The 20,144-nt window shown below is 63.2% G+C and carries 19 protein-coding genes; 11 read left to right on the forward strand and 8 right to left on the reverse strand.

Features of this window, described 5'->3' with window-relative positions; translation table 11 throughout:
- Positions 1-148: 148 nt before the first annotated feature.
- The 7 genes from BUB53_RS11175 to BUB53_RS11205 all read left to right on the forward strand — a co-directional run bounded on the left by BUB53_RS11175 (position 149) and on the right by BUB53_RS11205 (position 8,273).
- Positions 149-1,078 (forward strand): glycine--tRNA ligase subunit alpha, encoded by a 930-nt coding sequence (locus BUB53_RS11175; protein ID WP_073034838.1) that lies wholly within the window; start codon positions 149-151, stop codon positions 1,076-1,078.
- Complete coding sequence (locus BUB53_RS11180; RefSeq protein WP_073034839.1) at positions 1,078-1,602, forward strand: DUF6446 family protein; 525 nt, start codon at positions 1,078-1,080, stop codon at positions 1,600-1,602. Before BUB53_RS11175 ends, BUB53_RS11180 begins: the two co-directional genes overlap by 1 nt.
- A gap of 5 nt (positions 1,603-1,607) precedes the next feature.
- Positions 1,608-3,863 carry a glycine--tRNA ligase subunit beta gene (glyS, locus tag BUB53_RS11185; RefSeq protein ID WP_073034840.1) on the forward strand — a complete coding sequence of 752 codons (2,256 nt, stop codon included), beginning with the start codon at positions 1,608-1,610 and terminating at the stop codon, positions 3,861-3,863.
- 234 nt (positions 3,864-4,097) lie between these two features.
- On the forward strand, positions 4,098-6,590 hold the full coding sequence (gene ppdK, locus BUB53_RS11190; RefSeq protein WP_188744995.1) for a pyruvate, phosphate dikinase: 2,493 nt from the start codon (positions 4,098-4,100) through the stop codon (positions 6,588-6,590).
- 170 nt (positions 6,591-6,760) lie between these two features.
- Positions 6,761-7,369: a cell wall hydrolase gene (locus BUB53_RS11195; protein ID WP_073034842.1), complete on the forward strand. Its 609-nt coding sequence runs from the start codon at positions 6,761-6,763 to the stop codon at positions 7,367-7,369.
- A 117-nt stretch (positions 7,370-7,486) separates the two neighbouring features.
- Positions 7,487-7,654, forward strand: a complete 168-nt coding sequence (gene rpmG / locus BUB53_RS11200; protein WP_039682682.1) for a 50S ribosomal protein L33 — start codon at positions 7,487-7,489, stop codon at positions 7,652-7,654.
- A 118-nt stretch (positions 7,655-7,772) separates the two neighbouring features.
- Complete coding sequence (locus BUB53_RS11205) at positions 7,773-8,273, forward strand: GNAT family N-acetyltransferase (RefSeq protein ID WP_073034929.1); 501 nt, start codon at positions 7,773-7,775, stop codon at positions 8,271-8,273.
- Between the two features lie 575 nt (positions 8,274-8,848).
- Here BUB53_RS11205 and BUB53_RS11210 read toward each other — a convergent pair.
- The 3 genes from BUB53_RS11210 to mgtE all read right to left on the reverse strand — a co-directional run bounded on the left by BUB53_RS11210 (position 8,849) and on the right by mgtE (position 12,064).
- Complete coding sequence (locus BUB53_RS11210; RefSeq protein ID WP_073034843.1) at positions 8,849-10,006, reverse strand: MFS transporter; 1,158 nt, start codon at positions 10,004-10,006, stop codon at positions 8,849-8,851.
- A 91-nt stretch (positions 10,007-10,097) separates the two neighbouring features.
- Positions 10,098-10,664, reverse strand: a complete 567-nt coding sequence (locus BUB53_RS11215) for a 5-formyltetrahydrofolate cyclo-ligase (protein WP_073034844.1) — start codon at positions 10,662-10,664, stop codon at positions 10,098-10,100.
- Positions 10,661-12,064 (reverse strand): magnesium transporter, encoded by a 1,404-nt coding sequence (gene mgtE / locus BUB53_RS11220; protein WP_073034845.1) that lies wholly within the window; start codon positions 12,062-12,064, stop codon positions 10,661-10,663. The genes BUB53_RS11215 and mgtE overlap by 4 nt, the downstream gene beginning before the upstream one ends.
- 141 nt (positions 12,065-12,205) lie before the next feature.
- On the opposite strand from mgtE, the gene guaD reads away from it, so the two are divergent.
- Positions 12,206-13,492, forward strand: coding sequence for a guanine deaminase (guaD, locus tag BUB53_RS11225; RefSeq protein ID WP_073034846.1), 1,287 nt, complete (start codon positions 12,206-12,208; stop codon positions 13,490-13,492).
- Positions 13,493-13,598: 106 nt separating this feature from the next.
- Here the strand turns inward: guaD and BUB53_RS11230 are convergent, their stop codons facing one another.
- Positions 13,599-14,384 (reverse strand): inositol monophosphatase family protein, encoded by a 786-nt coding sequence (locus BUB53_RS11230; protein ID WP_073034847.1) that lies wholly within the window; start codon positions 14,382-14,384, stop codon positions 13,599-13,601.
- Positions 14,385-14,448: 64 nt separating this feature from the next.
- The gene (locus BUB53_RS11235; RefSeq protein ID WP_073034848.1) at positions 14,449-14,820 is read right to left on the reverse strand and encodes a helix-turn-helix domain-containing protein; all 372 of its coding nucleotides are present in this window, start codon (positions 14,818-14,820) and stop codon (positions 14,449-14,451) included.
- A 306-nt stretch (positions 14,821-15,126) separates the two neighbouring features.
- On the opposite strand from BUB53_RS11235, the gene BUB53_RS11240 reads away from it, so the two are divergent.
- The gene (locus BUB53_RS11240; protein WP_073034849.1) at positions 15,127-16,089 is read left to right on the forward strand and encodes an NADPH:quinone oxidoreductase family protein; all 963 of its coding nucleotides are present in this window, start codon (positions 15,127-15,129) and stop codon (positions 16,087-16,089) included.
- Here the strand turns inward: BUB53_RS11240 and BUB53_RS11245 are convergent.
- Positions 16,076-16,951 carry a LysR family transcriptional regulator gene (locus BUB53_RS11245; RefSeq protein ID WP_073034850.1) on the reverse strand — a complete coding sequence of 292 codons (876 nt, stop codon included), beginning with the start codon at positions 16,949-16,951 and terminating at the stop codon, positions 16,076-16,078. The genes BUB53_RS11240 and BUB53_RS11245 overlap by 14 nt on opposite strands.
- Positions 16,952-17,076: 125 nt before the next feature.
- On the opposite strand from BUB53_RS11245, the gene BUB53_RS11250 reads away from it, so the two are divergent.
- Complete coding sequence (locus tag BUB53_RS11250) at positions 17,077-17,292, forward strand: DUF1127 domain-containing protein (protein WP_073034851.1); 216 nt, start codon at positions 17,077-17,079, stop codon at positions 17,290-17,292.
- 111 nt (positions 17,293-17,403) lie between these two features.
- The gene (locus tag BUB53_RS11255) at positions 17,404-18,123 is read left to right on the forward strand and encodes a Bax inhibitor-1/YccA family protein (RefSeq protein WP_073034852.1); all 720 of its coding nucleotides are present in this window, start codon (positions 17,404-17,406) and stop codon (positions 18,121-18,123) included.
- A gap of 421 nt (positions 18,124-18,544) precedes the next feature.
- On the opposite strand, the gene BUB53_RS11260 is transcribed toward BUB53_RS11255, so the two are convergent.
- Both BUB53_RS11260 and lipB read right to left on the reverse strand, forming a co-directional pair.
- Positions 18,545-19,348: an SDR family NAD(P)-dependent oxidoreductase gene (locus BUB53_RS11260; protein ID WP_073034853.1), complete on the reverse strand. Its 804-nt coding sequence runs from the start codon at positions 19,346-19,348 to the stop codon at positions 18,545-18,547.
- A 26-nt stretch (positions 19,349-19,374) separates the two neighbouring features.
- A complete protein-coding gene (lipB, locus tag BUB53_RS11265) occupies positions 19,375-20,115 on the reverse strand; it encodes a lipoyl(octanoyl) transferase LipB (protein ID WP_073034854.1) in 741 nt (246 codons plus the stop codon).
- Positions 20,116-20,144: the final 29 nt, after the last annotated feature.

A 20,144-nucleotide genomic window follows, 5' to 3' on the forward strand; every position in this document is an offset into this window, starting at 1 on the left:
TTTTCCGCGCCTCTATTGCGCTTGAGAGGTGTTTTAACAAATCTGTATCTGCGTGCACCCAAAATATGCCCGGTCATGCAATTGACCCTGCCGGATCGGAGCCGTAGGTAAGAGCGGCGATTTCGACGGCCCGAGCCCGGAGACGACCATGGCGGACAAGACAAGCAAACCACGCAGTTTTCAGGAAGTCATCCTGCGGCTTCAGACCTACTGGGCCGGGCAGGGCTGTGCCATGATGCAGCCCTATGACATGGAGGTGGGCGCCGGTACGTTCCATCCGGCCACCACGCTGCGCTCGCTTGGGTCGAAACCCTGGGCGGCGGCCTATGTGCAGCCCTCGCGCCGCCCCACCGACGGGCGTTATGGGGAAAACCCCAACCGGTTGCAGCACTATTACCAGTACCAGGTCCTGATCAAACCCAGCCCGCCCAACCTGCAAGAGCTGTATCTCGGCAGCCTCGAGGCCATCGGCATCGATATGGCCCTGCACGATATCCGTTTTGTCGAGGATGACTGGGAAAGCCCCACTCTGGGAGCCTGGGGCCTTGGCTGGGAAGTCTGGTGCGATGGAATGGAAGTCAGCCAGTTCACCTATTTCCAGCAGGTCGGCGGCCATGACTGTCAGCCCGTTTCGGGCGAGTTGACCTATGGTCTGGAGCGTCTGGCAATGTACGTCCTGGGGGTCGATCACGTGATGGAGATGCCCTTCAACGATCCCGATGCGCCGATTGCGCTGTCGTATGGCGATGTGTTCCGCCAGACCGAGCAGGAATACAGCCGCTGGAATTTCGATGTGGCCAATACCGATGTCCTCTTGAAACAGTTCGAAGAGGCCGAGGCCGAATGCGAGGCGATCCTGAGTCACGAACATGAAGACCCCAAGACCGGCCATCGGATCATCATGGCGCATCCCGCCTATGATCAGTGCATCAAGGCCAGCCATCTCTTTAACCTGCTGGATGCGCGCGGTGTGATTTCCGTGACCGAACGGCAGGCTTATATCGGCCGGGTGCGTGCGCTGGCCAAGAAATGCGCCGACGCCTTCGTTCAGACCGAGGCCGGGGGGCATGCGGCGTAATGGGAAAATTTCTGGCGGGGCTGATCTTGGTTACGGCAATCGTCGCGGGTGCGGCGCTTTATTATCTCCAAATCTATGCGTTTTATGACGAGGTATCGGGCAACGGTACCGATGACGTTCTGATGACCTCGATGGTGTCCGGCCAGCCCGAGCCGGTGCTCTATGACGATTTCCGTGCGATCGATTCCGACAGTTCGCCCATCCGCTACCGGGCCTGCTTTACCACCACCATGAGCCAGGCCATGCTGACGGAAACCTATGAACCCTACGAGCGGGCCGAGCCTTTGGTCGCGCCGGGCTGGTTTGATTGTTTCGACGCCGATGCGCTTGGTGCTGCTCTGGAAGACGGTCGCGCACTGGCCTTTCTGGGTCAGAAGGACATCGAATACGGCATCGACCGGATCGTCGCCATCACCGAAGACGGTCGCGGTTATGTCTGGCACCAGATCAACCATTGTGGCGAGGTCGTCTTTGACGGCCAGCCTGCGCCCGAAGACTGCCCTGAACCCCCGAATGGGAACTGACCGATATGCCTGATCTCCTGATCGAACTGTTTTCCGAGGAAATCCCCGCCCGCATGCAGGCCCGTGCCGCGGATGATCTGCGCAAGCGCATGACTGACGGTCTGGTCGAGGCCGGTCTGACCTATGCCGGTGCGCAGGCCTTCTCCACACCGCGCCGCCTGACGCTGGCGGTCGAGGGGCTGCTGGCCGAAAGTCCGACCATCAAGGAAGAACGCAAGGGGCCGCGTGTGGACGCACCGGAAAAGGCGATCGAGGGCTTTTTGCGCGGTGCAGGCGTTTCGCGTGATGATCTTGAGGTGCGGGACGAAAAAAAAGGGCAAGTGTATTTCGCCACCATCACCAAGCCGGGCCGTCCGGCGGATGCCATCGTGGCCGAGGTTCTGGAGAGTGTGGTCCGCAACTTCCCGTGGCCGAAATCCATGCGGTGGGGATCGGGCAGCCTGCGGTGGGTGCGGCCTTTGCATTCGATCCTGTGCATTCTGACGGATGATGCGGGTGAGGCGCGGGTGGTCGATCTGGATGTCGATGGCATCAAGGCGGGCAACACCACCGAGGGGCACCGTTTCATGGGCGGTGGCCGCTTTGCCGTGACCTCGTTCGAGGATTACGAGGCCAGGCTGAAGCGCGCCAAAGTTATCCTCGACCCCAGGGAGCGCGCCGATCACATCTGGCAGGACGCAACCAATCAGGCCTTTGCCGCCGGGCTGGAAGTCGTGGAAGATCAAGGGCTTCTGGCCGAGGTGTCCGGGCTGGTCGAATGGCCCGTGGTCCTGTTGGGCCGGATCGACGACGAGTTTCTGGAACTGCCGCCCGAGGTTTTGCAGACCTCGATGAAGGAACATCAGAAGTTCTTTTCGGTACGCAACCCCAAGACCGCGCGGATCGAATCCTTCGTGACCGTGGCCAATATCGAAACCGCCGATCATGGCGCGACCATTCTTGCGGGCAACCAGAAGGTTCTGTCGGCACGATTGTCGGACGCAAAATTCTTTTGGGAGAATGACTTACGCGTTGCCCGCTCCGGTATGGATGCGTGGATCGAGCAGTTGGGCAATGTCACGTTCGAGCGTCAGTTGGGAACGCAGGCGGCGCGGATCGTCCGGATTGCATCGCTGGCGCAGGAGATCGCGCCGGAGGTCGGGGCCAGGCCCGATCTGGCAGGACAGGCCGCGCGGGTGGCCAAGGCCGATCTGAGTTCCGAAATGGTCTATGAATTCCCGGAATTACAAGGGCTTATGGGGCGTTACTATGCCGAAGCGGCGGGCCTGCCCGCCGAGGTGGCGGCGGCCTGTGAAGAGCATTATGCGCCGCTTGGGCCATCCGACGATGTGCCGACCGCGCCGGTTTCGGTGGCAGTGGCGCTGGCGGACAAGCTGGATACGCTGACGGGGTTCTGGGCGATCGACGAAAAACCGACCGGATCGAAAGATCCGTTCGCGCTGCGTCGCGCGGCCTTGGGGGTGATCCGCATCATTCTGGATGGCGGATATCGCGTCAAACTGGACAGATATATTGATGCACAACTGCTGCGCCACAAGATAAGCCTCAATCACGCCCGTGCGAGCGAAGGCGAAATCGACACGCTGGAGGAGATTCTGGAAGAGGTTGCGGAGCGCGGGGTGTTCGGGGCGGCGTTTCATGCGGTGATGGATCGGTTGCAGGGAAAGGACGGTGCGCCGGATACGGGCGAGGGCAGTTTGCTGCGCACGGTGGGCGATCTGGTGCCGGATCTGAGCACCGATCTGCTGGCGTTCTTCCATGACAGGCTGAAAGTTTACCTGCGTGATCAAGGGCTTAGGTATGACGTGATCGACGCTTGCCTGACGCTGGACGGGGGCGACGACCTGAGCCTGATCGTGTCGCGGGCGGGGGCGTTGAACGATATTCTGAAAACGGAAGACGGTGAAAACCTGGTGCAGGGGTTCAAGCGGGCGAACAATATCTTGACCCAGGCCGAGGAGCGCGACGGGGTGGAATACTCGTTCGGGGCCGATCCGAAATTCGCGGAAGTCACTGAAGAAAAAGACCTTTTCGCCGCTCTCGACACGGCCGAATCCGAGATCGCCAAGGCCAACGAGGCCGAGGATTTTGTGGGGGCGATGGCTGCGATGGCTGCGATGCGCCCGGCGGTGGATGCGTTTTTCGAGGCGGTGCAGGTCAATACGGAGAACGAGATCGTTCGCCGTAACAGGCTGAATTTGCTTGGAAAAATCCGTGACATTTGCCTGAAAGCCGCCGATCTGACCAGGCTGGAGGGCTGAGCGCCGCGTTTCGTACGGTTTTGTACGAAGTGTACGCGCGTTTTGTACGAAAATCGGGGCTCCGGCGCGAAATTGCGTCCATCATGGACCTTTGCGCCGTCCGGTCACCTGCCGCCCGTGACCGGCTTTCCCTTGCCATGAGCGGGCGGGCGCGTATTCTGCGGCCACGCAGCGAAAGGTGCCGCAGTGCAGCATAACGACCCGGATATCACCCTGATCACCCCCTCGGCCCCGATGGCGGCGGAAACGCATGGCGGGCGCGCCAAGTGTCTTCAGCGGCTGGTGCGGCTGGATCTGCCGGTGCCGCGCACCATCGCTTTGTCGTTCCGGGCGGTTCACGGAATCGCCGCGGGCGAGAGCCCCGACATGACGCGGATGCTGGCGCCGTTTCAGGACGAGGCCTTGCTGTGCGTGCGCCCGTCTTCGGAAGACCCGGACTGGGGCGGGCCGGGGGCGGTTCTGAATATCGGGATGAACGACGCCAAGTTCGTGGAACTGAGCGATCGTCTGGGCAAGGAGGCGGCTTCGGATCTGTATCTGCGGTTCGTGCAGGCCTATGCGATTCATGTGGCGCGGCTGGACCCGGACATGTTCGACGAGATTTCCGAAGACCCCATCGAAGGGCTGGGGCAGGCGCTGCGCGCTTATGAGGACGAAACCGAGGAAGATTTCCCGCAGGATACGGGCGTGCAACTGGCCGAGGTGCTGCGCTCGATGGCGCGGGCCTGGGAGGGCACGACGGCGCGGCTGCTGCGGCAGGCCAAGGGCGCACCGGCGGATGCGGGGTTGGGCCTTGTGGTGCAGGAGATGGCGTTCGGGCTGGGGCAGGGCGAATGCGGATCGGGGGTGATCCAGCTTGTGGACAGCCAGACAGGCACGCGCCAGATCACCGGGCGCTACCTGAGCCAGAGCCAGGGGCGCGAGGCGCTGCATGGCGGGTCGGACGCATTGTATCTGGAGCAGGACCCGCGCGGCCCGTCGCTGGAGGAACTGGCGCCCGAGGCGTTTGCGGCGCTCAAGGAGTATACCGCCCTGATGCGCGTCAAGCTGCGCGAGGAAATGCAGGTGGAGTTCACCATCGAGAACGGCGCGGTGTTCGTTCTGGACGGGGTGCGCGTGGCGCGCAACGCCCGCGCGGCGGTGGCGATTGCCGTGGCGCTGGCCGAGGACGGGATCATCGCGCGTGAAGAGGCGCTGATGCGGATCGAGCCGCGGGCGCTGAACGAATTGCTGCACCGGCAGGTCGATCCGGAAGCGCCGCGCGACGTGCTGGCGCGGGGCGTGGCGGCCAGCCCCGGCGCGGCGACGGGCCGGATCGTCTTTACCGCCGAGGCGGCGCAGGCCGCTGCGGCGCGGGGCGAAGCCTGCGTTCTGGTGCGGCGCGAAACCAACCCTGAGGATATTCGCGGGATGCATGCCGCGGTGGCGGTGCTGACCGAACGGGGCGGGATGACCAGCCACGCGGCGGTGATCGGGCGGGGCATTGGCCTGCCGTGTGTGGTGGGCGCGTCGGAGATCGGATTCGATCCGGCGCACAAGCAATTGAAGATGCCCGATGGCCGGATTCTGAAAAAGGGCGATACGATCACCATCGACGGCAGCAATGGCGAGGTTCTGGCGGGCGAGGCCCCGTTGCTGGAAGCGGCGCGCGACGACTCGTTCCAGACCCTGATGACCTGGGCCGACGAGGTGCGCGACATTGCCGTGCGCGCCAATGCCGACACCCCCGCCGATGCCGAGGTGGCGCGCAGGTTCCGCGCGCAGGGAATCGGGCTGTGCCGGACCGAGCACATGTTTTTCGAGACCGACCGGCTGACCGTGATGCGCGAAATGATCTTTGCCGATTCCAGCGAGGACCGCGCGGCGGCGCTGGAGCGGCTGTTGCCGATGCAGCGGGCGGATTTCATCGACCTGTTCCGCATCATGCAGGGCAAGCCGGTATGCATTCGCCTGTTCGACCCGCCGCTGCATGAATTCCTGCCGTCCGACCGCAGCGGCATGCGCGAGCTGGCCGAGGCGCTGGACCTGCCCTTGTCGGACGTGACGCGCCGGGTGGATGCCCTTGGCGAATACAACCCGATGCTGGGGATGCGGGGGGTGCGGCTGGGCATCGTGGTGCCGGAAATCTACGAGATGCAGGCGCGGGCGATTTTCGAGGCCACCATCGAGGCCAGCCGCGAGGGGGCGCCGGTGGTGCCCGAGATCATGATTCCGCTGGTGTCGGCCTGTCGCGAGGTCGAACTGGTCAAGACGCGGATCGACCTGGTGGCGGCGGCGGTGCGCAACGAGACCGGGCAGGAGTTCACCTATCGTCTGGGCGTGATGGTGGAAACGCCGCGCGCCGCGCTGCGCGCCGAAGAGATCGCGCCGCATGTGGCGTTTCTGAGTTTCGGTACCAACGACCTGACGCAGATGACCTATGGCCTGAGCCGCGACGATGCCGGGCGGTTCATGTCGGCCTATGTGCAGCAGGGAGTGTACCCCGAAGACCCGTTCCATACGCTGGATGTGGACGGTGTGGGCGAACTTTTGCGTATCGGGGCGGAACGGGGTCGCAGGGCCTCGCCCGATCTGGTTCTGTCGATCTGCGGCGAACATGGCGGCAACCCCGAATCAATCGCCTTCTGCCGGGACGTGGGATTCGACTATGTTTCGTGCTCGCCCTTCCGGGTGCCGGTGGCGCGACTTGCTGCCGCACAGCTGGCGGTAAAAGACAAGATCGGGTAGCGAGAGGCGCATTTTGCGCAAGATATGGCATGTTGGCCACGGGAGTCGCGACGGGAAATAATGTCGTGAATTGGCATGGTGTGTCGTGGACTGGACCTGTGCAGGCATTTTGTCTATGTGACGCGGATCAATCCGGGGGCCCGGTGGGGGGCCATGAAAGGAAAGATCCGATGTTCAGGTTTGCTGCCATTGTGTTGACGTGTCTGGGGGGGATGGCTGCGGCGGACACACCGGTCAAGCGGTTGTTCGATCAGGAGATGCGCGCGCTCAACCAGATGTCGCAGGCGCGTCTGGCCAGTTACATGGAACGTCCCGAGGCCGATCTGCGCTATTCGCGCGACTGGCTGGCGGGGCAATCTCTGGAAGAAGGCGGCGCGCAGTGGCGGTGCCTGGCCGAGGCGCTGTATTTCGAGGCGCGCGGCGAAAGCGTGAAGGGGCAGTTTGCGGTGGCCGAGGTCATCATGAACCGCGTCGACAGCGCCGAATTTCCCGACAGTATCTGCGGTGTGGTCAAACAGGGGACGGGGCGCAAATACGCCTGCCAGTTCAGCTATACCTGCGATGGGCATCCCGAGGTGATCAGCGAGCCGCGCGCCTTCGAGCAGGTGGGCAAGGTGGCCAGGCTGATGGTGGACGGTGCGCCGCGTCACCTGACGGCGGGGGCGACGCATTACCATACCCGTGCGGTCAGCCCGCGCTGGGCGCGCACGTTCTCGCAGACCGCGTCGATCGGGGTGCATTATTTCTATCGTATGCCCACGCGTTTGTCGTCGAACTGACGACCGGCACGACCGGGGCGGCAAAAACCGGTTGACTCGGGCGCGCGCGCCATTAAAAGGCGGGCTTCATGACGAATTTCACGGGCGCGCCGCGCGTCCGGTGCAGGAGACAGCAAAATGGCGAAGCCGACGACCATCAAGATCCGTCTGAACTCGACCGCGGGCACGGGCCATTTCTACGTGACCAAGAAAAACGCACGCACCATGACCGAAAAGATGGTCGTACGAAAGTATGACCCGGTGGCGCGCAAGCACGTCGAGTACAAGGAAGGCAAGATCAAGTAAGATCGCCCGACTTTGACAGACTGACGAAAGCCGCGCCGCCCGATGCGCGGCTTTCTTGATTCCGGGGGGCAGGCGAACGGGCGGCGGGGCGGTGATCCAACAGCCCGAGGCCCGTTTTATGAGTTCCCTTCAGATCCTTCCCGCAAGTGCGGCCTGTCCGGCCGATATCGACGATATGCTGAAGCGCAGCTGTGCCCGGCTGCTCTGTGCGGATTACCCGCCCGACCTGCTGCGCGCGGTGTTGCCGGTGCTGGGCCGGGCGCGGCCCGAGTTGCTGAGCGCGGCGGAATATTTCGTGGCGGTGAGGGCCGGGCGCGTGGTGGGCGCGGGGGGCTGGAGCCGGGAAACCCCGTTCGGGCGTCCCGGCGTGGCGGGGCTGGGCCATATCCGGCATGTGGCGGTGTGCCCCGATCACCAGCGGCAGGGCATCGGACGGGCGCTGTTCGGGCGGATCGAAGCGACGGGGCAGGCGGCGGGGGTGAGGAGCTTCCTGTGCCTGTCCACGCGCAATGCGGTGCGGTTTTACGGGGCGATGGGATTTGCCGCGCAGGGCGAGGTGGAGCTGCATCTGGGGCCGGGGGTGTATTTCCCGGCGGTGCAGATGAAACGCGAGATGTAGCGTTTTCATTTCGTTGAGGGTGGAGGGGTGGGTGTGTGCGGGGGAACTGATAGGGGGCCGTGAGTCCTCAGTTGCGTAGTTTTTTTGCGAAAACCAGTTTGTAATTGTGAATGAAAGAGATCATCAAGAAGCGTCATATATCCGTAGCCTGTCCTCGGAAGAGGCAGCAACATTCATTATTGATAAGTATCCTCACAGCCATATTGTCATCCTGAAGCACCGAAGTTGGAAAAGGTCCGACCAGATCAGGTTGGCGCGTCATTTCGTGCTGGGCCAAGTTCACGCCACGAACTGTCGATCGTCAGGGCATTTGCCCTCTTCAGGTGCACCGCGCCCCGGTCGGTTTGCCTGCCACCAGCGGGCGCCTCCTTATCCGCCCCCGCCACGCGGCTGTCCCGCTTCATGGAAACCTAAAGGTCAGCTTGGAGACCATTCCGGAAGTGCCAATTTCTTGGGGCCTGCGCTCGCAGCACCGCGATCTCTGCAAAAGCGAGGAAATATCTCACTGTATTCCAGCAGGAAATGCAGACACCAAAGCCCAATGAGAACGAGGAATTTGATTGGAAGTTCCATCGTCAAAAGGTTTGCGGCCTCAAGAGCGCTGACGCAAAAACGACGAGGCCAATGGCACAGATCAATGCGAGATAGCCGAAGGATATCTCATATCCCCAAAGCGTGGATATTGCCCAATAGCCGAACAATAACCCGATGCGCATGACACCGACTCCTGCGGTGACGGTCGCAAAGAAGTTTCCGATCCGCTGATTGCCGACTTGGCTCATGGCTGCTGTCTGCCATGTGATCCGGCTCAAACCGTTGCTGAACCCCCAGACGACTGAGCTAACGTAAAGGACAATCGGTGTAGGTGCGATAGCTGGCAACAGGCAGAAAATAAAGAAACCAAACAGCGTCAAGGTGACGACCTGCTTCTGTCCCGTTCCGATCCAGCCTCGCCCGCCGAGCAGGCCCGCGGCAATGGCTCCGATTGTGTAGAACACGCTTGTGAGCGCGAGCACTTCACCCGAATACCGCAGCAGATCGACAATAACGATTGGCTTGATCACGTTGAGTAGCATCACGCAGATAAACGGTACGCTCCCGCAGTAGGCCAGAAGCATCAGAGAGAGTGGAAACGCTTGCGTTGCAGGGGTTTCCGTTTCATTTTCACCAGCGTCACGTGGCGGCGCGTCGGTGGGCAGCTTTACAAGCACGATCAGCGATGAGATCAGCATACCTCCTGCGGAGGCCCATAAGACCGGAGACAGGGACTCCGTATTCTGTGCAAAGAAGAACGCTGCGGCCCCTCCCGCGAAAAATGTGGATACCTGGCCCTCGATTTCGAGAATCCCATTGTAGCGGCCAAATTGACCCTCCGGCACGATCTCACGGGTGATGGCAGACCGGATGACATAATAGAAAAACAAGTAGATTTGGCCGCAGAAGAATACAGTGAGCATCAAAGCCGTGTTCGCAGGCGCAACGGCCAACAGAGCCAGAAGCAGACCCATCCCAACCATTGCGGTGGCGAATAACCTACCTCGCGGAGCGGAATCCACGAGTGTTCCGCTTCTCTGTCTCAGCAGGAAAAGAACCAGCATCGCGAATGCGCTGACCGCGATCAGCGCGTTGCCACCCAGCGTCTTCACGATCAACCACGGCAACGCAATCAAAAACACCCCCATGGAGACCGACGACAGGAAATTCGCGAGAATAAAATACGTTAACCTGCTCATCCCGGTCCTTTTGGAAGGCACAGACCACGCCTCCTCATACATACCCCCACAACCGGCCCTGCGCCCGATCCGAACGGCGCGGGCGGCGCATTCATACCGGGCCGGGTTCGATCACCTCGGCTTCGGTCACGATCATGTCCAGCGGCTGATCCGTGGGCTCCAGCGGCAGCGCCCTGGCCTCCTGCGCCGCGTAGGCAAACCCGATCGCCAGCGTCGGGCGTTTCGCGCGCAGCATCTCCAGCGTCCGGTCGTAAAACCCGCCGCCATAGCCCAGCCGTCCGCCCCGCCGGTCGAACGCCACCAGCGGCACGATCACGATCTCGGGCTCGAAGAAATCGTCAAGTTCGGGGATCATCGCCCCGAACGGCCCGTCCTTCAGCGTACAGCCCGGCGACCAGCGCGCGAATTTGAGCGCCAGCCCGGCCCCCTGAATCACCGGCACGCATACCGGCCCATGCGCCGCCGCTTCCTCCATCGCCGGCAGCGGGTCGATCTCGGTGCGGATCGCCATATAGCCTGCCAGCGGCACGCCCCGGTACCCGGCAAGCACTTCGGACAGATGCGCCGCCGCCCCCGGCAAGGCCACCTCATGCGCCGCCTTGCGCCGAGCGAAGGCAGCCCTGCGCGCCTGCGTCTTCACCTCTGTCAGATCGTTCATAACAACACCGCCGCCGCCAGCCCCAGAAAGGCGAAGAACCCGACCACATCGGTCACGGTGGTCACGAACGCCCCCGAGGCCAGCGCCGGATCAACGCCGATGCGTTCCAGTATGACCGGAATCACCGTCCCGGCCAGCCCGGCCACGACCAGATTGATCACCATGGCGGCACCGATCACGTAACCCAGTTCCGGCCCCCCGAACCACAGCACGCCGACCACGCCCATCACCACGGCGAAGATCACCCCGTTCACCAGCCCCACCAGCACCTCGCGCCGGATGAAGCGCCACACGTTCGACCCGGTAAGGTCCTTGGTGGCGATGGCGCGCACCGCCACGGTCAGGCTCTGGGTGCCGGCATTGCCGCCCATCGACGCCACGATGGGCATCAGCACCGCCAGCGCCACCACCTGGGTGATCGCCTCTTCGAACTGCGCGATCACCATCGAGGCCAGGATCGCCGTCACGAGGTTCACCGCCAGCCACGGGAACCGGCGGCGCGTGGTGTCGATCACCCGGTCGCTCAGCCGCCCCTCGCCGACACCGGCAAGGCGCAGGATGTCCTCTTCGTGTTCCTCGTCCAGAACCGCCATCGCGTCGTCGATGGTGATCACCCCGACCAGGCGGTCGTCCTCGTCCACCACCGGGGCCGAGATCAGGTGATACTGGTTGAACGCATAGGCCACGTCCTCTTCGTCCTGCGTGACGGGAAAGACATGGAACGTCTCCTCCACCAGAGCGCTCAGCAACACCTCGCGCCGCGCCGCCATCAGCTTGCCCAGCGTGACGTTGCCCACCGGGCGCAGGCGCGGATCGACCAGGATGATGTGATAGAACTGCTCGGGCAGATCCTCCTGATTGCGCAGGTAATCAATGGCTTCGCCCACATTCCAGTGCTCGGGCGCCATTACCACTTCGCGCTGCATCAGGCGGCCGGCGGAATATTCCGGATAGGTCAGCGATTGCTGCACCGCGATCCTGTCGCCGGCCTCGAGCGCGCTCAGGATCGCCTCTTGCTCGTGATCCTCCAGATCCTCGACCAGATCGACCACATCGTCCGATTCCAGATCGCGCACCGCATCGGCCAGAACGTCGGGCGGCAACAGGCCGATCACCTCCTGGCGCAGCCCTTCGTCCAGTTCCGACAGCACGTCGCCATCGAAATCGCTGCCATAAAGCTCGATCAGGCGGCGCCGGTCAAAGGCGTTGATCTGTTCCAGAAGGTCGGCAACGTCCGCTGCATGCAGGCCGGACAATTCCCGCAGCAACAGGTCGTGATCGCCTATGTCGACTGCATAGATGATGCGCGCCACCGCCTGCGGGCTCAGCGAATACGCATCCTCTTCGCGCTCGGGCTCGCGTTCGGTATCGGGCTCTGCCTGATCGTCGTCTTCAGCCATATGCCCCTCCACTGTTACGCGCCATCGCGGCAGATTCTAGCAAGACCGCACATAATGACAATCGACTTGCGCGATTTACCCCGCGTTCATCGCCGCCTATCGTCAAGCCGATCACACGGCAACCGCAAAAGGCCCTTCCCGATGCATGACGACACGATTCTCACCGGCACCGTCCTGTCGTTCACCGGCTCCCCGTTCGACGACGCCCCGGATCGCGCCGCGCAGTTGCACGAGGCCGTTCTGATCCGCGCCGGGCGCATCCATGCGCTTGGCCCGCTCGATACCCTCACGGCACAGGCGCCTGAGGCTGCGATCACCCGGCACGAGGGCTGCCTGATCTCGCCCGGCTTCATCGACGCCCATGCGCATTACCCGCAGACCGCGATCATCGCCAGTTGGGGCAAACGTCTGATCGACTGGCTGAACGGCTATACTTTCCCTGAGGAAATGCGCTTTGGCGATCCTGCCTATGCCGCCCTGATCGCCGAGCGCTATCTCGACCTGACGCTGGCAAACGGCACCACCACAACCGCCAGCTACTGCACCTCGCACCCGCAAAGCGCCGAGTCCTTCTTTGCCGCCGCACAGGCGCGCGGCCTGCGGGCCGCGGCGGGCAAGACCTGCATGGACCGCAATGCGCCCGCGGCCCTGTGCGATACCGCCCGAAGCGCGTATGACGACAGTGCCGCCCTGATCGCCCGCTGGCACGGGGTGGACCGGCTGCATTATGTCATCACGCCGCGCTTCGCGCCCACCTCCACGCCCGAACAGCTCGATGCGCTCGGCGCGCTTTGGGCCGAAAACCCCACCTGCCTGATGCAAACCCATCTCAGCGAACAGACCGAGGAAATCGAATGGGTGCGGCGGCTTTTCCCGCAATCGCGCGATTATCTCGATGTCTATGAAACCCACGGCCTTCTGGGGGAACGCGGCCTTTACGGCCATGCCATCCACCTGACAGAGCGCGAAACCGCCCGCCTGTCCGAAACCGGCGCCGCCCTCATTCATTGCCCCACCTCCAACACCTTCATCGGCTCGGGGCTGTTCGACATGGGCAGGCGCGTCGCCGAAGGGCAGCGGATCGGCCTTGCCACCGATACCGGCGGCGGCTCATCCTTTTCGATGCTGCGCACCATGGCGGCGGCTTATGAGATCGGCCAGTTGACCGGCACCGCCCTGCATCCCGCACAGCTGATCTGGCTGGCCACCGCCGGATCGGCCCGCGCGCTGCATATGCAGGATCACATCGGCACAATCGCACCGGGGATGGAGGCCGATCTGGTGGTGCTCGATCTCGCCTCGACCCCGGCCATCGCCCAACGCCACGTCCGCGCCGAGGATATCTGGCAGGCGCTTTTTCCCACGATCATGATGGGGGACGACCGCGCGGTGAAACAGGTCTATGTCGCGGGGCGCGCATTATCCTGACCGGCTGACACCATTCCCTTCGGACAACAAGAGGGTCGCGCCCGACCCCGAGGGTGGGCGCGAACCGGATCGCAGGCGATCCGGGAAGGCACCGGATCGACGCCGCTCAGATGCTCGCCAGCAACGCCAGTGCCGCCTCATGCTGCTCGCGCCCCGCCGCCGCCAGAACGCGCCCGCCCGCATGGGCCGGGCGGCCCTGCCAGTCGGTGACGATCCCGCCCGCGGCCTCGATCACCGCGATGGGGGCCTGAATGTCATAGGCCTGCAACCCGGCTTCGATCACAAGGTCGATCTGGCCCGCGGCCAACAGGGCGTAGGCATAGCAATCCATGCCATAGCGCACCAGTTGCACCGCCCCGGCCACCCGGCCGAACGCTGCGCCCTCCTCGGGCGATCCGATCTCGGGGAAGGTGCTGAACAGGATCGACTGCGCCAGCGGGCGATCGCCGCGCGCCTTCAGCACCCGTTCGCCCTGCGGCCCGGTCAGCCGCGCCCGGCCCAGCCCGCCCTCGAACCGCTCCCCGATATAGGGCTGGTCGATCAGGCCATAGACGGGGCCGCTCGCGTCGCTCAGCGCGATCAGCACGCCCCATGTGGGCGTGCCCGACAGGAACCCGCGCGTGCCGTCCACCGGGTCGATCACCCAGGTCAGGCCGCTGGTGCCGGGGCGCGCGCCGAATTCCTCGCCATAGAGGGCATCATCCGGGCGATGCGCCTCCAGCACGGCCAGAATCGCCCGCTCGGCAGCGCGATCCGCGGCCGTCACCGGGTCGAACCCGGAGTCCGCCTTGTTATCGGCGCTCAGATTGTCGGATCGGAAGTAAGGAAGAACAGCGGCCCGCGCCGCATCTGCCATGGCGTGGGCCGTTGTTACGATGCTGTCGATATCCATCTGCCGGGGCCACCCTCTGCCATGCCGCATGTCGCGTCATGGGTAGACCGCCCCGGCGTCAATCTCAAGCCACGTCGCTCAGCACCCGAGCCAGATCGAACAGGCGGCGGCGCTGGTTTTCGGGGATCGCGTAATACGACCGCACCAGATCCAGCGCTTCCTTGTCCCCCAGCAGGTCCGCCGGCATGTTCTCGGCATCGCCGCCGGTGCTGCCTTCGGGTGCCAGACCTTCGAAGAAAAAGCTTACTTCGACGCCCAGCGCGTCCGCGATATCCCACAAGCGCGAGGCGCTGACGCGGTTCGCTCCTGTTTCGTACTTCTGAATTTGCTGAAATTTGATCCCGACATGTTCAGCCAGTTGTTGTTGCGTCATCCCCACAAGCCACCGGCGATGGCGAATACGTTTTCCAACATGCACATCAACAGGGTGCGGCATGATCTTCCCTTCTCTATAATTGCTACAGAACGGTAAAAGAAACCACCAGTTACGATAATAAATATGATCATATTTGCACTGCATACCCCAACAGCGCGTTAGGGATGTTAGGCAGCACCCGGCAAAATTACAAGATTTTTCGCACCCCGAAAACGTGACGCGGCTATTTGCCCGACAATTTTAACGGGCACCTATCCTTTGGAAGTATACAGGTGGCGTGCCGCCCGTCAATTGACATGAAAAAGGCAATTCGGTTAACCATGTCAGACACTTGCACACCCATCAGCCAGACATCGGGGGCCTTTCATGCGCGCGTTCCACATCGAATCGGCGGGGGCCGAACCGGCCCTCTGCACCTTGCCCGACCCGGAACCGGGACCGGGTGAGTTGCGCCTGCGCATCGGGGCCTGCGGCCTGAATTTCGCCGATCTCCTGATGATGTCCGGCGACTATCAGGACACGCCCGAGGCCCCCTTTACCCTCGGGATGGAGGTGGCCGGCACCGTCGATGCGCTCGGCCCCGGCGTGGACGGCCCCGCCACCGGCACCCGTGTCGCGGTGTTCGCCGGACAGGGCGGGCTGGCCGAAATGGGCTGCTTTCCCGCCGAACGCGCCGTGCCCCTGCCTGACGCGATGTCCGATATCGACGCCGCCGCCTTCCAGATCGCCTATGGCACCAGCCATGTCGCGCTGGCCCATACCGCGCGGCTGCAACCGGGCGAAACGCTTCTCGTGCTCGGGGCGGCGGGGGGCGTCGGCCTGACGGCGGTGGAAATCGGCAAGGTGATGGGCGCGCGCGTGATCGCCTGCGCCCGCGGCGCGACCAAGCTGGCGGTGGCCGAACGCGCCGGGGCCGACCACCTGATCGACGCCGAAACGCAGGACATCCGCGCGGAATGCAAGCGCCTCGGCGGTGTCGACGTGGTCTACGATCCCGTGGGCGGCGATCAGTTCGAGGCCGCCTTTCGCGCCACCAACCCCGAAGGGCGCCTTCTGACCATCGGCTTTGCCAGCGGCAAGATGCCCCAAATCAAGCCCAATCACCTGCTGGTCAAGAATCTCAGCGTCATGGGGCTTTACTGGGGCGGGTTCCTGAAATTCCGCCCCTCGGTGGTGACGGACAGTCTCGCCACGCTCATGCGCTGGTACGAAGAGGGCAGGATCAAACCCCATGTCAGCCACGTGCTGCCGCTTGAGCGCGTGAGCGAGGCGCTGGATCTGCTGCGCGCCCGCAAATCCACCGGCAAGGTGGTGGTCACGCCGCGTTGACGCTGGTCACGGGCCGCACCGCGCCATAGCCCTTGCGCAGCATGTTGGCCAGTTCCTCCAGCAACTCGTCGCGCCCGCTCCGGGTATAGAGGTTGACTTTCTGCACCCCCAGGTCGGGCAGGGCCGCCCCCGGTGTGATCGCCTCCAGATGCGGCGGGATGCTCTCTTCCAGATAGGCCCCCACCGCCAGGTCGGCGCTTGTCAGGGCCTCGACCGCGCGGTCGTCATCGGAATCCACCGCCAGTTCCCAGTCGATCCCCGCCGCCTCCAACTTGCGCAGGACCAGCGGACGGAAAATGCAGTATTTGCAGAATGCCAGCCGCAAGGGCCGCTTTTTCCACGCCGCACCGTCCACCGCCCCGGTCCAGCGCAACTGCATCTCGCTCAGGGTCTCGCCCTCGGGGCCGACATTTTCCTCGGTGGTCAGGATCAGATCCAGTTCGCCCTTCTTCAGCCCTTCGAGCAACCTGACCGTGCTGGACGATTTCAGGTTGACGCTCACCCGCGGAAAGGCCGTGTTGAACGATTTCAGAACCCGCGGGATCACCGGGTAAACGATGTCGTTGGGCACGCCCAGCACCAGTTCGCCCTCGAAGGTCTGCTCGGTCAGGCGGCCCACGGCCTCGTCGTTGAGTTCCAGAATGCGCCGCGCATAGCCCAGCAACTGCTCGCCCGAGGCGGTCAGCGTCACGCGCCGGTTGTTGCGGTCGAACAGGGACAGGCCCAGCAACTCTTCCAGCCGCTTGATCTGCATCGACACCGCCGATTGCGTCAGGTGCAGCATTCCGGCGGCCCGCGTGACACCGCCACAATCGGCCACCGCCACGAACGAGCGCAGGGTCGTTGTATCCAGATTTCTCATTCATCACCCATTTTGATGACCGAAACCACAAACATTCGTTTTCCGAATGCCCTTCTGTCCGGCATAACTATCACCATGCAAGATGAATGTCACTGAATACATCACGTTTACGAAAGAATATCGCTATGGCTTACCTGTCCGACCACCGCACCCGCCTTGCACTGCGCCCGCTGTCGCTGGCCCGCAAACTGCGCGCCGTTCTGGTGCTGCGCCGCCAGCGGCGGACATTGGCCCGGCTCGATGAAACCGCGCTGCGCGATATCGGCCTCTCCCGCAAGGCCGCACAGGCCGAGGCGCGCCGCCCCTTCTGGGACGTTCCCGACACCTGGCGCGAAAGCTGACACCGCGTTGTACGATTTGCGACGGTAAAGCTTGAAATAGGCGCAAAGCTCACCGATATTGTCAGGCAAAGCCCGACAACGGGTTTGGTCTGACACTTATCGGAGGCTTTGATGGCTGAATTTGATACAATCCGGACGGCGGCCGGCGCCCGTTCCGCCCAGATTGACCAGGGCCTGCGCGCCCATATGAACAAGGTCTATGGCACCATGTCCATCGGCATGCTGCTGACCTTTGCCGCGGCCTGGGCCGTGGGCAACAACGCGGCGATGATGAACACCCTGTTCACCGGGTTCACCCGTTACATCGTCATGTTTGCCCCGCTGATCATGGTGTTCGCCTTCAGCGCGGCCATCAACCGCCTGTCGGCGGCCGGCGCGCAACTGTTCTTCTACGCCTTTTCGGCGGTGATGGGCGTTTCGATCAGCTACATCTTCGTGGTCTTCACGGATTTCTCCATCGCGCAGGTCTTTCTGACCACCGCGATCGCCTTCGCGGGCCTGTCTCTGTGGGGTTACACCACGAAAAAGGACATTTCCGGCTGGGGCAGCTTCCTGATCATGGGTGTGATCGGCCTGATCGTGGCGTCGATCATCAATATCTTCCTCGGCTCGCCCGCGATCATGTTCGCGATCTCGATCATCGGTGTGCTGATCTTTGCGGGTCTGACGGCCTATGACACGCAGGATATCAAGAACGAATACCTCGCCCACGCCCATCACGGCGACAGCGAATGGCTGGGCAAGTCCGCCATCATGGGCGCGCTGCGCCTCTACCTGGACTTCATCAACATGTTCATGATGCTCCTGAACCTGCTGGGCCAGCGCGAGTAATCGCGCCCCATACCGACAACGCCAAAGGGCCGGTCACATCGACCGGCCCTTTTCTTTTGCGCCATATGCTCCGGCGCGTCCGGTGAAAACGGCGGCACGGAGTTCGTCCCGTCCGTGCACGTTCGCGGTGCGAAACGGGAGCGGATGGCCGGGTGGAATGAAGCGGACATTGCCTGAGCCGTGCAACGAAGCTGACGTTCAGCCATGCACAAGAGGAGCCACTTTGGACCGGCCTTTCGAAGGACGACCGCTTGGCGAAATGTCTGACAGTCGCGTATCTGTTCCGTTTTTCCCGACCATCTGACAACCGAGCGTCGTGTGGATGGCGAGAATTGCGGGCAAGCCGAACCGGGGTGCGGTGGCACCCGAAGAAGGCAATTGCCCTGACGCTCGACAGCCCGTGGCGGCGTTGCGCCTGACCTCAGTTCGATTCTTCCCAGGGGACGCCGCCGGTGTAGCTGCGATAGATCGTGGCCGCCTGCCAGCCCGCGTCGACCGGAAGCAGCACCCCGGTGATGGCGCGGGCGGCGTCGGAGCACAGGAAGGCGGCGGCGTTGGCGATGTCGTCGGGCAGGACATAGGTGGTCAGCGCCCCGGCCTTGCGGATGGCTTCGCCGTCGCGCAGGCCCTCGGCGATGCGCTGTTTCAGGGTGTCGCTCAGAACATAGGTGGGGGCGACGCAGTTCACCCGGATATCGAACCGTCCGAGTTCGACCGACAGGATCTGGGTCAGGCGTGTGATGGCGGTTTTGCCGGGGCTGTAGGCGGGCAGGGGAAAGGCCCCCATGCCGGTGATCGATCCGAGCGTGACGATTGCGCCCTTGCGGCGATCCTGCATGGCGCGGGCAAAGGCGCGCACCGCGTAGACCGTGCCGTGATAGTTCACGTCCCAGACCTGACGGTGACGGTCGAGATCCATGTCCATCAGGGTTTCGGTATTGCTGATGATTCCTGCCGATGTGACCAGGGTTTCGACCGGGCCATGTTCGGCCTCGACCCGGTCGGCAAGGGCGCTGAGGGCTTCGGCGTCGGTCACGTCGCAGGCGATGCCGGTGGCGTCGATGCCCGAGGCTTTCAGGCCGTTTACGGCCTGTTCCAGCGCCTCCTCGTTGCGATCCAGCAATACGATCCGGCCATGATCTGCCGCCATGCGTCTGGCGCAGGCCAGGCCGATACCGGCACCGCCGCCGGTGACCACCAGTACGTTTTCTGCCGTCGTTGTCATCTTGCTCTTCTCCGTCGTGTTTCTGATCATGCTGTCTGCGGGGGCCGCTGCGCTGTGCGGTCCGTATCGCCGAAGACTTCGTCAAAGCGGCGTTTCAGGGCCACGTCCAGATCGTCCATGGTGACCGGCAGACCCAGATCGACAAGGCTGGTGACGCCATGTTCGGTGATGCCGCAGGGGACGATGCCGGTGAAATGGTCGAGATCGGGCTCGACGTTGATCGAGATGCCGTGGAAGCTGATCCATTTGCGCAGGCGGATGCCGATGGCGGCAATCTTGTCCTCGGGGCGTTCGCCGCTGGCGGTCAGGGGTTTGTCGTCGCGCGTCACCCAGACCCCGACGCGGCCGTCGCGGATTTCGCCGGTGACGTTGAATTCGTCCAGCGTGGCGATGACCCAGTTTTCGAGTTGCTTGACGAAGGCGCGCACGTCGCGGCCGCGCTTGTTGAGGTCGAGCATGACGTAGACCACGCGCTGACCGGGGCCGTGATAGGTATATTGCCCGCCGCGTCTGGAAGGATGCACCGGGAACCTGTCGGGATCGGTCAGGTCGGCGGGGTTGGCCGAGGTGCCTGCGGTGTAAAGCGGCGGGTGTTCGAGAAGCCAGATCGCCTCGGGGGCCTCGCCACGGGCGATTCGGTTTGCCCGGTCTTCCATGGCCGCAACGGCCTGTTCATAGGGGACCAACCCGCCCGACACATGCCACTGGACCGAATTTTTGTCGTGAATCTGTGGATCATAGGGCAGCACGGCGGCAAAACTCTCCATCGGGGCCGGGGGTGTATGCTATACTAAAG

Origin of the sequence: Roseovarius pacificus (assembly GCF_900142665.1) — a bacterium.
GTDB lineage: Bacteria > Pseudomonadota > Alphaproteobacteria > Rhodobacterales > Rhodobacteraceae > Roseovarius > Roseovarius pacificus.